The following is a 12,623-nucleotide window of genomic DNA, read 5'->3' as shown; positions in this document are numbered from 1 at the left end:
CCAGGTAATCAGATGCTGTCGTTGAGTGCCTTGATCGGCATCGACAAATCGCTGAGCAGGTCCAGATCGTCCTCGGCAGGACGACCGAGCGTGGTCAGGTAATTGCCGACGATCACGGCGTTGATACCGCCGAGGATGCCCTGCTTGGCGCCGAGGTCGCCGAGGGTGATCTCGCGACCGCCGGCGAAACGCAGGATGGTGCGCGGCAATGCCAGACGGAACGCCGCGACCGACTTGAGCGCCTCGGCGGCCGGCAACACGTCGAGGTCACCGAACGGGGTACCCGGCCGCGGGTTGAGGAAGTTCAGCGGCACCTCGTCGGGATCGAGCGAGGCGAGGTCGGCGGCGAACTCGGCACGCTGCTCGAGGGTTTCCCCCATGCCGAGGATGCCGCCGCAGCAGACCTCCATGCCGGCGTCGCGCACCATCCGCAGGGTGTCCCAACGCTCTTCCCAGGTGTGGGTGGTGACGACGTTCGGGAAGTGGCTGCGCGCGGTCTCCAGGTTGTGGTTGTAGCGGTGCACGCCCATGTCGCGGAGTTGGTCGACCTGCTCCTGGGTCAACATGCCCAGGCTGCAGGCGATCTGGATGTCGACCTCGTTGCGGATCGCCTCGATGCCCGCGGCGACCTGGCTCAGCAGCCGCTTGTCCGGGCCGCGGACCGCGGCGACGATGCAGAACTCGGTGGCGCCGGTCTTCGCCGTCTGCTTGGCCGCCTCGACCAGCGACGGGATGTCGATCCAGGCGCTGCGCACCGGCGAGGCGAACAACCCCGACTGTGAGCAGAAGTGGCAATCCTCCGGGCAGCCACCGGTTTTCAGCGAGATGATGCCCTCGACCTCGACCTCGGGGCCGCACCAGCGCATCCGCACGTCGTGCGCGAGCTGCAATAGTTCGGTGAGGCGGTCGTCACCCAACCGGAGCACGGTGAGCACCTGCTCCCGGGTCAGGCCCTCGCCGCGTTCGAGGACCTGCTCGCGGGCGACGGTGAGGATGTCGGCGGTGTCGGCGTCGACGGTGGCGGGGGCTATCGGGGCCTGGGTCATCAGAAGATTCCTTCGAGGTGGCTGTCGTCGGTCAGGGTGGTCTGCGGGGAAGTCGCTTGGGTGCGGATCGCGGTGATCCAATCGGCGTCGAACCAGGTGGGTGCCGCGGAGCGGAATGCCTCACCCGACATCGCGCCGGCGCCCTCGGGCAGGACGCCGACGACCGGTACACCGGTCAGGCGCGGGAGGTCGTGTCGATTGCAGCGCATCGCGAGATCGGGAGCGGCGGGCCAGGATCCGATGACGAGGCCGGCGACGTCGACGCCGGCCGCGCGGACGGCCGCCACGGTCAGCTCGGCGTGGTTGAGCGCTCCGAGTCCCGGTTGGGTGACGACGAGGACCGACGAACCAAGAGCGCGTGCCACGTCGAGGATCGTGAACCCGGGGGCGAGTCGCACCAGTACACCGCCGGCGCCCTCGATGAGGGTGAGCCGATGGTTGCCGACGACGTCGGCCACCCCGGGCACCACGTCGTTGATGTCGAGTTGCGGTAATCCGGCGCGGTGCGCGGCGGTTTCCGGGGCGAGCGGATCCGGAAACCGCGCCCCCTCCCACGTCGGCAGGTCGCCCGCGAGGGCGGTGATCCTCGCCAGATCGCCCGGCTCGTCGGGTCCGACACCGGTCTGCGCGGGTTTGCAGACGGCGACGTCGGTGCCGGCGGCGTCGAGGGTCGCGGCGAGTGCCGCGGAGACGATGGTCTTGCCGACGTCGGTGGAGGTGCCGGTGATCACCAGGCTCCGGCCGGCGACCGGCCGGGTGGGCTTCCACCACGGATCGAGGGTCATCGCGCACCCACCTCGTGCAGCGCCGCGCGTACCACGTCGGCGGCGTGGTCGATGTCGGCGTCGTCGAGATCGGCGCGCAGGGTCAGCCGCAAGCGGGAGGTACCCGGCGGCACCGACGGCGGGCGGAAGCACCCCACCAGCACCCCGGCGTTCCGGCAGGCGGCGGCCGCGGCGACCGCGGGCTGCGGGTCACCGATGATGATCGAGAGCACCGCCGAGGTCTCTACCGCGCCGTCCGGGCCGATGGGCAATGCCACGTCGAGAAGATCGGCCATGCGAATCATGTTGTGGCGCAGCTGCTGCGGCATATCCGGTTGCGCCCGCAGGATGTGCAGTGCGGCGTGGGCCGCGCCAACGGCGGCGGGGTTGAGACCGGTGTCGAAGATGAAGGTGCGGGCGCGGTCGGTCAGGTGATCACGCAACACCGCCGGCCCGAGCACCACACCACCCTGTGCGCCCAGGGACTTCGACGCGACGGTCGTGGCGACGAGGTCGGGTGCGCCGGACAGGCCGACCTCGGCGATCACTCCCCGACCGCCCGGGCCGCGCACACCGAGGCCGTGAGCCTCGTCGACGAGCAGTGCGGCACCGAATTCACGTGCAGCGGTGTATAACTCGGACACCGGGGCGGCGGCTCCGTCGACGCTGTAGATCGAGTCGGTGACGACGAGGGCACGCTCTTCGGCACGGTCGGCCAGTGCCGCGCGCACAGCCGCGACGTCGCCGCGGTCGACCACCGCGACCCGTGCCCGCGACAGCCGGCAGCCGTCGATGAGCGAGGCGTGGGTTCCGGTGTCGGAGACGATGAGATCGCCGCGTCCGACGAGGGCGGTGATCGCCCCGACGTTGGCGAGGTAGCCGGACGAGAACATCAGCGCGGCAGGGAATCCGAGGAAGTCGGCGATCTCGTGCTCGAAGTCGACGTGCGCCGCGGTGGTGCCGACGACCAGTCGCGATGCGGTCGAGCCGGCGCCCCATTGCGTTACCGCGGACCGAGCGGCATCGATCACGTGCGGATGAGTCGAGAGCCCGAGATAGTCGTTGGAGGCGAGGTTGAGCAGGCCCGCGCCGGCGGTCCGCACGATCGGTTCGCGGTGCAGCCCGGCCTCTTTCGTGGCACGGGCGGCGTTGTGCAGCCAGGACAGGGCGACCGATTCGCCGGTGGCGGCGGTCGTGGTGGGGTTCAGCGTCGTCACGGGTGACCTCCGGCGGGTACGGCGAGACTGGCGTCGACGGCGGCCCGCATGCCGCGGGTGATCACCTCGACGTCGTCGGCGGTGCAGATGAAGGGCGGCATCGCGTAGATCAGGTTGCGGAACGGGCGTAGCCAGGCCCCGGCGTTCACGGCCGCCGTCGTCGCCGCGGCCAGGTCGACGGGGTGGTCGAGTTCGACGACGCCGATCGCGCCGCGCACGCGCACGTCGGCGACGCCGGTGATTCCACGCAGCGGTTCCAGGCCGGTACGCAGGCTGTCGCCGATGCGCGCGACGTCGACGCGCCACGCGCCGGCGAGCAGCAGTTCGGTGGAGGCCACCGCGATGGCGCAGGCGAGCGGATTGGCCATGAAGGTCGGGCCGTGGGCCAGTCCCCCGGCCTCACCGGCGCTGATGACCGCGGCGAGTTCGTCGGTGCACAGGGCCGCTGCCAAGGTGAGGTATCCGCCGGTCAGCGCCTTGCCGACGCACATGATGTCGGGCACGACCCCGGCATGGTCGGCGGCGAACATCTCCCCGGTGCGCCCGAAACCGGTGGCGATCTCGTCGAAGATCAGCAGGACATCGTGATCGTCACAGATGCGGCGCAGGTCGGCGAGGTATCCGGGGTCGTGGAAACGCATTCCGCCGGCGCCCTGCACGACCGGTTCGACGATGATCGCGGCGAGCTCGTCACGGTGGGCGCGTACCGTCTCCGCGACGGCGGCCACATACGCGGCATCGTGGTCGGCCGGTGGCGCGGGAACGAAAAGTTGTTGTGCGAGAACGTCAGTCCACATCGAGTGCATGCCGCCGTCGGGGTCGCAGACGCTCATCGGCGCGAAGGTGTCACCGTGGTATCCGCCGCGCCAGGTGAGCAGTTTCGTGCGCCCCGGTTCACCGCGGCCACGCCAGAACTGCAGGGCCATCTTGATGGCGACCTCCACCGACACCGACCCGGAATCGCAGAAGAAGACCTTCTGCAGCCCACTGGGGGTGATGTCGACGAGCAGTTGTGCCAGACGAGCGGCGGGTTCGTGGGTGAGGCCGCCGAACATCACGTGTGACATCGAGTCGAGTTGTCGGCGCGCGGCGTCGTCGAGGACCGGATGGCGGTACCCGTGGATCGCGGCCCACCAGGAGCTCATGCCGTCGACGACGCTGCGACCGTCGGCGAGATGCAGGTGAACGCCGTCGGCGGCACGCACCACGAGCGGCTCCGAGGCGGCCGGGATGGCCCCGTAGGGATGCCAGATGTGCTGCGCATCGATGCGACTGATGCTTGCCTGGTCCACGGTGGAGTTCCTCTGGTGACGGGTGCTGGACGCGGTGTGATGGGCGACACCGCTCGACTGCCTGAACACTGTACAGGACTTTTCCTGGACGGTGTACAGGCCGCCGTGGGCCCGCTTCGACGCGCCCTCTACCCTGTGCCTGTGAGCAACTCCCGCGCCGACATCCTCGCCGCCGCCCGTGACGTGCTCATCCACCACAGCCTGGCGGATCTGACGATGCGCCGCCTCGCCTCGGAGGTCGGCGTCCGACCCAACGCGCTGTACTGGCACTTCCCCAACAAGCAGACGCTCCTGGCCGCGCTGGCCGACGATCTGTTGTCGGAGGTTGCCCGCCCCGATCCGGCGCAGCCGTGGGACCAGCGCCTGCGGGCCCTGGCCGTCGGAATGCGCGCGGCCCTCCTGCGCGTGCCCGACAGCGCCGAGGTGGTCTCCTCGAGCTGGGCCAGCGGCCTGTCCGACCGCGCGGTCGCCGACGACATCGCGGCCGCGGCCGCCGGCGGCGACCTGCACGAACGAGATGCACGCGCGGTCGCCACCGCCATCTGCCAGCTCGTCATCGGCTTGACCATCGAGGAACAGACCCGCGCCCAGATGGAACGGCTCGGCGTCACCGGCCCGTCCGGCCGCGAATTCGACACCGAGTTCGGCGACGGCCTCGAGGTGATCCTCGACGGCGCGCGCCGCCGATCCGGAGCGCAGGTGCCCGCGGACCGCTAGCGTCGAGAGGCGACACCGTCTCGACGAAAGCCGTTCCGCCCACCGTGGCTCGCACCACCCCTGCTCACCGCACCGATCTCGATGGCCTCCGGGGCATCGCGATCGCCCTTGTTGCGGTGTTCCACATCTGGTTCGGCCGGGTGTCCGGCGGTGTCGACGTCTTCCTGACCCTGTCGGGCTACTTCTTCGTGGGCTCCCTGCTGCGCCATGCCATCGACGCACAACAACCCCACGTCTCGATCGGCGCCGCGGTCAACCCGTGGCCACGGCTGGTGCGCCTGGGGCGGCGGTTGCTCCCGGCGTTGGCGACGGTGCTCCTCGCCGTCCTCGTCCTGACGATCGTGGTCCTCCCGCAGACCCGGTGGAACGCGATCGGGCAGGAACTGACCGCGAGTGCGCTCTATTACCAGAACTGGTATCTCGCCCTGAACTCCCAGGACTATCTCGCGGCGAGCTCGGCGAACAGTCCGCTGCAACACATCTGGTCGATGTCGGTGCAGGGCCAGTTCTTCCTGGCGACCCTGCTCGTCGCGCTGGCCTACACCGGCGCGATCGGCCTCGGTGCGCGCCTGTTCGCATCGCCGGCACGACCGGCGACAATTCGGGCGATCGCGGGCGTCGCCGTGCTCACGATGGCGGTCGTGTCGTTCTGGTGGGCGACGGTGCGGATGGACGTCAATCAGCAGTGGAACTACTTCGACACCCTCTCGAGGCTGTGGGAGCCGCTGGCCGGCGGACTGTTGGCGGTGTGGATGCCGACCTGGCGGGTCTCGCGATGGCTGCGGACCGTCGCCGCGACCGCCGCGCTCACACTGATCCTGACCTGCGGGTGGTGGATCGACGGCGTCGCCTCCTACCCCGGCCCGTGGGCACTCGTTCCGGTCGGCTCGACACTGGTGATCATCTGGGCGGGTACCGCGCAGCGCCCACCACGCGGACGGCACGCCCGCGTGGACGACTCACCGCCCCTCCTCAACCGGGTGCTCGCCTCACCCTGGCCGGTGTGGCTGGGCGCCATCGCCTACTCGCTGTACCTGTGGCATTGGCCGCTGCTGATCTTCTATCTCTCGTGGCGCGGCACCGATCACGCGTCGATCCTCGCCGGCGCCGCCGTGCTGACCGCCTCGGTGATGCTGGCGTGGCTGACCAAGCGATACATCGAGGATCCACTGCGTGAAGGTCCACTGCGGAACGAACGACCGGGGCACGGTGACCCGTCGCGTCGCGCCACCCCCGCGCGACGTCGCCCTCTCGGCTACGCCCCGGTGCTGGCGACGGTCCTGGTGATCCTCACCGTCGCCGGCGGAGTCGGCGTGCGCCTGTGGTCGCAGCACGTCGCCGCCGTCCACGTCGACACCGCCGATCTCGACCCACGGCTGTATCCGGGAGCCCGGGCCCTGCTCGACGGCGTTCCGGTGCCGGCCGTCGAGCCGCAACCCAGCCCGCTGGAGGTCATCGAGGACTTTCCGGCGACCTCGACCGACGGCGTCATGAGCGATTTCGAGGATCCACGTATCCATGTGGGGGTATACGGCGATCCCACCGCCTCGCGGACCATCGCACTGGCCGGTGGATCGCACGCGGAGATGTGGATCACCGCCCTGGATCTGCTGGGGTCACGGCACCACTTCAAAGTCACGACGTACCTGAAGATGGGATGCCCTCTGTCGACGGAGCGGACACCCCGACTCCAGAACGGGGTGCCCTACCCGCAGTGCCGCGACTGGTCGCGGCGCGTGGTCGACCGGATCGTCGCCGACCGCCCGGACGCGGTGGTCACCACATCGACCAGGCCGCGTGTGGGCGCCCCCGGAGACGTTATGCCGTCCACCTACTCACCGGTGTTCGAGCGTTTCACCGACGCCGGCATCGAGGTGATCGGAATCCGCGACACCCCTTGGCCGCACGGCCCCGACGGTGCTATCGACACCCCGACCTGTCTGTCCGACGGCGGGACCGCCGACACGTGTGGGACCGACCGTGCCGAGGCACTCGACCGGATTGACCCGGCGGCGGGATACGCACAGCGCAACCGCCGTTTTCACGCCCTCGACCTCTCCGACGGACTGTGCGACGCGAACCGGTGTCCCGCGATCGTCGGCAACATCATCGTCTACAAGGACTGGCATCATCTCAGCGCCACATACGTCCGCAGCCTCACCGACGGTCTGGGCCGCCAGTTGGGCCGCGTTCTGCCCTGGACGACCGATCACGATCCCTGATCGCGCAACTCGGGACTCCCGATTGGGACGGGTATCACGTACGCCCGGACGCAGACCGTTCCGAGATGAACGCCGACACCATCGCGACTACTGTCGTGGAATGAACTCACCGAAGGTGGAGACGTCCGCACCATCCACCGGCGATGACCAGGCAGCGACGACCGGGCAGGCCGCCGCAGCCGAGGATCCCACGGGCGACGCGCTCGACGCCGAGCAGGTCACCCCGCCGACCGAGGACGAGACCCCGACCGAATCGACCCGGCCCGAGTCGGAATCCGCCCCGGAAGAAACCGCCGCCCCAGCAGAAACCGCGGTCCCGGACGCCGAACCCGCCTCCGCACCATCCCCCGAACCCGCCGCCGTCATCACAGACAGCCCGACGACGGCCGCACCGCTGAGCACCAGCACCGCACCCCATCCGACCGAGAGTCCGGTCAAGGCACCGGAGCAGGCCGAGCCGCTGGTCGCCCCCGAACCCGATCCGATCGACGTCTGGCCGGGGCAGGCCTACCCGCTCGGCGCCACCTACGACGGGGTCGGCACCAATTTCTCGTTGTTCTCCGAGATCGCGACGGCGGTCGACCTGTGTCTCATCGACCGCGACGGCAACGAGCGCCGCATCCGACTCGAGGAGGTCGACGGGTACTGCTGGCATTGCTACCTGCCCAACGTCGGCCCCGGCCAGTTCTACGGATACCGGGTACACGGTCCCTACGATCCGGCCAACGGCATGCGGTGCGATCCGAGCAAATTGCTGCTCGACCCGTACGGCAAGGCTTTTCACGGCGAGTTCGACGGTGACGCATCGCTGTTCTCCTATCCGTTGCCCGGCACCGACCCCTCGACGACCGAGGAGATCCCCGTCTACGACCCCGGAACACCGGAGTCGGTGGACGCCGATCAGCCACCCGCCTCCGACGAGGCCGCGGAGGTCGGGGGACCGTTGAGCGTGGGCGACGAGGCGGACGTCGCGACTTCCGCAGGAGACGACGCGGGCGACGCCCCGGCCGAGACGCTGAGCACCACTGGCGACGACACCGATTCGGCTGCAACGGAAGTCGACGACCCGGCGGTCGACGGCAACACCGATGACGCGACAGACGACGACACCACCGCCGACGAGGTGACCGCGCCCGACGTGGTGATCGAGACGGTGGATCCACCGGTGGCACACGAGGAGATCGTCGAACCCGAGCCCGCCATCCCGCCGACGCCGGAATACCACGACCCCGAGCCGAGTCCATCGATGCCGCAACTCGATTCGCTCGGTCACACGATGCTGTCGGTGGTCATCAACCCGTTCTTCGACTGGCAGAACGATCGCGCGCCACGCCTGCCCTACCATCAGACCGTCATCTACGAAGCCCACGTCAAGGGGATGACGGCGACCCATCCGGGCATCCCGGAGAACCTCCGCGGCACCTACGCGGGCCTGTCACATCCGGTGATCATCGACCATCTCAAGTCGCTGGGTGTCACCGCCATCGAACTGATGCCGGTCCATCAGTTCATGCAGGACTTCGTGCTGCTCGATCAGGGGCTGCGAAACTACTGGGGGTACAACACCTTCGGGTTCTTCGCCCCGCATGCCGACTACGCCTCGAATCACGCACAGCCGGGCAGCGCGGTGACCGAGTTCAAGGCGATGGTACGGGCGTTCCACAAAGCCGGCATCGAGGTGATCCTCGACGTGGTGTACAACCACACCGCCGAAGGCAACCACCTCGGCCCCACCATCGCATTCCGCGGGATCGACAACGCCGCCTACTACCGCCTCGTCGACGGCAACGCCGAGATGTACATGGACTACACCGGAACCGGCAACAGCCTCAACGGACGTCATCCGCATACCCTGCAGCTGATCATGGACTCGCTGCGATACTGGGTGCTGGAGATGCACGTCGACGGTTTCCGCTTCGACCTGGCGTCGACACTGGCCCGAGAACTGCACGACGTCGACCGCCTGTCGGCGTTCTTCGATCTCGTGCAGCAGGATCCGGTGGTCAGTCAGGTCAAGCTCATCGCCGAGCCGTGGGACGTCGGGGAGGGCGGCTATCAGGTCGGCAACTTCCCACCGCTGTGGACCGAGTGGAACGGCAAGTACCGTGACACCGTCCGCGACTACTGGCGGGGTGAGCCGGCCACCCTGGGCGAGTTCGCCTCCCGCCTGACCGGATCATCGGATCTGTACGAGGCCACCGGACGCCGACCACTGGCCAGCATCAACTTCGTCATCGCCCACGACGGCTTCACGCTGCGGGACCTGGTGTCATACAACGAGAAACACAATGAGGCCAACGGTGAGGGCAATCGCGACGGAGAGAGCCACAACCGATCCTGGAACTGTGGTGTGGAGGGACCCACCGACGATCCGGAAATCCTCGAGTTGCGCGCCCGGCAGCAACGCAACATCCTGGCCACCCTGTTCCTGTCGCAGGGCACGCCGATGCTCGCCCACGGCGACGAGATCGGCCGAACCCAGTTGGGCAACAACAACGTCTACTGCCAGGACAGTGAATTGTCGTGGATGGACTGGAGTCTCGCGGAGGAGAACGCGGACCTGCTCGAATTCACCCGGCGGGCGATCGCGTTGCGGACGGCCCATCCGGTGTTCCGGCGCCGCCGGTTCTTCGCCGGCAAACCCATCCGCTGGGGTCATCAGTCGCTCGACATCGCTTGGCTGACGCCGTCGGGTCAGGAGATGACCACCGCCGACTGGGACAGCGGATTCGGCAAGAGTCTCGCAGTCTTCCTCAACGGCAACGGGATTGCAGAGAAGGACGAGCGGGGTGAGCGGATCCTCGATGACCACTTCGTGATCTGCCTCAACGCCCACTACGAGGACATCGAGTTCACCCTGCCTTCGATCCTGCGCCCCGGCTGGCACGGCGTACTCAACACCGCCAGCCCGACCGGCGTGTCGGATCTGGAGTCGGTCGGCGGCGGAAGCAGGTTCGCGGTGCGTGCCCGATCACTCGTCGTCCTGCGAAACAAACGCTGATCGATGGTCACGCGCCCGGAACCGATCGCCACCTACCGTGTCCAACTGACGCCCGATTTCGGGTTCGCCGACGTCGTCGGAATCCTCGAGCACATCGCCGACCTCGGCGTCAGTCACGTGTACCTGTCACCGATCGGCACGGCGATGCCCGGCTCGACGCACGGCTACGACTGGGTTCCACCACCCCAGGTGGCACCGGAACTCGGTGGGCGCGAGGGGCTTCGGGCACTACGGGCGGCCGCGTCGGTACTCGGGCTCGGAATCATCATCGATATCGTCCCCAATCACACCGGAGTTGCGGTGGCCCTGCGCAATCCGTGGTTCGCCGATCTGCTGCGCCACGGCCCGGGATCACGCTATGCGACGTACTTCGACGCCGATTTCTCCTCCGACAACGGCGCCGACGGGGCACTCGCACTTCCGGTGCTCGCCTCCGACGGCGACCTGACACCGCTGACCGTCGACGCCCACGGCATCCTGCGATATCACGACCACGCCTTCCCCACCGCCCCCGGCACCCTGGGCGGAACACCCGAAGAAGTGCATGCGCGCCAACACTATCGGCTCGTCCCGTGGGACTCGGGCCTCATCGGGTACCGACGGTTCTTCACCGTCAACGAACTCGCCGGTCTCCGCCAGGAGGACCCCGCGGTGTACGACGCCACGCATGCGTGGCTTCGGGATCTCCTCGATGCCGATCTGATCGACGGTGTCCGCGTCGATCATCCCGATGGCCTGTGGGATCCGATGGGCTACCTCGAACGCCTCCGCGGCGAGATCGGCGCCGATCGACTGCTCTACATCGAGAAGATCCTCGCCGCCGACGAGGCACTCGAGCCGACGCTGCCCGTCGACGGCACCACCGGCTACGACCAGTTGCGGGTCATCGAGGCGCTGTTCACCGCCCCGTCGGGCATCGTCGAACTCAGCGAGATCCACGAACACGTCACCGGGGTGGCCGGTGATGCCCGTTGGCTGCATGCGACCGAACGCAGTCGCAAGATCACCACCCTGCAGACCATGTTTCCCGCCGAGCACCGACGTCTCGTTCGTGCCCTCACCCATTCCGATCCGAGTGTCGATGCGGCGTCGGTGGCCGATGCGGTCGGCGAACTCATCGCCGACCTCGGCGTCTATCGCGCCGACTATCCGTCGTTGCGGTCCCGCCTGGTCACCGCGGCCGACGCGATCGTCGCCCGCCGCCCGGACCTCGCCGACTCGATGGCGCTGATCATCCGCACCACCGAAACCCCGGGTGCGGCGACGTCGAGGTTGGCCCAGACCTGTGGTGCGGTCACCGCCAAGAGCGTCGAGGACAGCCTGTTCTATCGCACCGCCCGGCTGGTGTCCGCACAGGAGGTGGGCGCCGATCCCGCCGATCCGGCGTTGTCCCTGCACGATTTCCACCGGCACAACGTGATCCGTGCGCGGCAGTGGCCCCGCGCCATGACCGCGAGCTCCACCCACGACACCAAGCGTGGCGAGGATGTCCGTGCACGCGTCGCGCTGCTGGCTCAGGTCCCGGAGCGATGGTCGATGACCATCCGCCGGATCTGGGCCGCGACCCCGCCTCCCGACGACTTCACCGGATACTTCCTGCTGCAGAACATCCTCGGCGTCTGGCCGACCGACGGCGCGGTGACCGATGAACTGCGGACCCGACTCGTCGACTACGCCCGCAAGGCGTCACGCGAGGCCGCTCTGAAAACCACCTGGACCGAGGTCGACGAGCAGTTCGAGTCGGCGCTGTCCACCTGGATCGACACGATCACCACCGGCGAGCCCGCCGAGGTGATCACCGGGCTGGTCTCCCGGCTGGCGCCGGCGTGGGAACAGGAGTCCTTGGCGCGCAAGGCCATCGCCCTTCTCGGCCCCGGAGTGCCGGACATCTATCAGGGCACCGAGTGGTTCGAGGACTCACTGGTCGACCCCGACAATCGACGCCCCGTGGACTACCGCCGCTCGACCGACCACCCCAAGGTCCGACTCGTACAGGCCGCGCTCGGTGTCCGGTCGACCCATGCCGCCGCGTTCGGACCGGATGGCGACTACCGGCCGATCCTGGCCGAGGGCCCGGCATCGGACCACGTGGTCGCGTTCGGCCGCGGTGTCACCGGGGAGGTCGACCCTCGCGTGATCGTCGCGACGAGTCGATTCACCCACAGTCTGCTGCCCCCCGACGGCGCCAAGACGATGCTGACACTGCCGCCGGGCGACTGGCTCGATGCGGTGTCGGGCGCCACCCACTCCGGCTCGGTCAGCGTCGCAGATCTCCGTGCCGTCGCGCCGGTGGCGATCCTGACCCGCTGATCGTCCCTGACCCGTTGCTCTTCGCTGACCCGTTACTCGCCGCTGACCCGTTGC

General features: G+C 68.5%; 8 protein-coding genes. 4 read left to right on the top strand and 4 right to left on the bottom strand.

The genetic code is table 11. The features are described from left to right. Positions 1 to 8: 8 nt before the first annotated feature. From bioB to ACWETB_RS03910, 4 genes are read right to left on the bottom strand one after another with little or no spacing between them, the layout of a single operon-like run. On the bottom strand, positions 9 to 1,046 hold the full coding sequence (gene bioB, locus ACWETB_RS03925; protein WP_449743928.1) for a biotin synthase BioB: 1,038 nt from the start codon (positions 1,044 to 1,046) through the stop codon (positions 9 to 11). Then, entirely contained in the window at positions 1,046 to 1,831 is a 786-nt protein-coding gene (gene bioD / locus ACWETB_RS03920; protein WP_452209399.1) for a dethiobiotin synthase, read from the bottom strand. Before bioD ends, bioB begins: the two co-directional genes overlap by 1 nt. Next, complete coding sequence (locus ACWETB_RS03915; protein WP_452209397.1) at positions 1,828 to 3,027, bottom strand: 8-amino-7-oxononanoate synthase; 1,200 nt, start codon at positions 3,025 to 3,027, stop codon at positions 1,828 to 1,830. Before ACWETB_RS03915 ends, bioD begins: the two co-directional genes overlap by 4 nt. Continuing rightward, positions 3,024 to 4,319, bottom strand: a complete 1,296-nt coding sequence (locus ACWETB_RS03910; RefSeq protein WP_452209395.1) for an adenosylmethionine--8-amino-7-oxononanoate transaminase — start codon at positions 4,317 to 4,319, stop codon at positions 3,024 to 3,026. Before ACWETB_RS03910 ends, ACWETB_RS03915 begins: the two co-directional genes overlap by 4 nt. 141 nt (positions 4,320 to 4,460) lie before the next feature. On the opposite strand from ACWETB_RS03910, the gene ACWETB_RS03905 reads away from it, so the two are divergent. From ACWETB_RS03905 to treY, 4 genes are all read left to right on the top strand, one after another. Further along, complete coding sequence (locus tag ACWETB_RS03905; RefSeq protein ID WP_452209394.1) at positions 4,461 to 5,036, top strand: TetR/AcrR family transcriptional regulator; 576 nt, start codon at positions 4,461 to 4,463, stop codon at positions 5,034 to 5,036. 44 nt (positions 5,037 to 5,080) lie between these two features. Then, the gene (locus tag ACWETB_RS03900; protein WP_449743924.1) at positions 5,081 to 7,258 is read left to right on the top strand and encodes an acyltransferase family protein; all 2,178 of its coding nucleotides are present in this window, start codon (positions 5,081 to 5,083) and stop codon (positions 7,256 to 7,258) included. Between the two features lie 100 nt (positions 7,259 to 7,358). Beyond that, positions 7,359 to 10,259 carry a glycogen debranching protein GlgX gene (gene glgX, locus ACWETB_RS03895; RefSeq protein WP_452209391.1) on the top strand — a complete coding sequence of 967 codons (2,901 nt, stop codon included), beginning with the start codon at positions 7,359 to 7,361 and terminating at the stop codon, positions 10,257 to 10,259. A 3-nt stretch (positions 10,260 to 10,262) separates the two neighbouring features. Next, positions 10,263 to 12,569, top strand: a complete 2,307-nt coding sequence (gene treY / locus ACWETB_RS03890; RefSeq protein WP_449743922.1) for a malto-oligosyltrehalose synthase — start codon at positions 10,263 to 10,265, stop codon at positions 12,567 to 12,569. Positions 12,570 to 12,623: the final 54 nt, after the last annotated feature.

Source organism: Gordonia sp. NPDC003950 (assembly GCF_053605205.1).
The sequence above is the reverse complement of the archived record's forward strand: the minus strand, read 5'-3'. Positions and strand labels throughout refer to the sequence as shown.

What these genes read in the sequence shown, in the direction of transcription:
- bioB (WP_449743928.1), bottom strand. Translation starts at nt 1,046, where the DNA reads ATGACCCAGGCCCCGATAGCCCCCGCCACCGTCGACGCCGACACCGCC.
- bioD (WP_452209399.1), bottom strand. Translation starts at nt 1,831, where the DNA reads ATGACCCTCGATCCGTGGTGGAAGCCCACCCGGCCGGTCGCCGGCCGG.
- glgX (WP_452209391.1), top strand. Translation starts at nt 7,359, where the DNA reads ATGAACTCACCGAAGGTGGAGACGTCCGCACCATCCACCGGCGATGAC.
- treY (WP_449743922.1), top strand. Translation starts at nt 10,263, where the DNA reads ATGGTCACGCGCCCGGAACCGATCGCCACCTACCGTGTCCAACTGACG.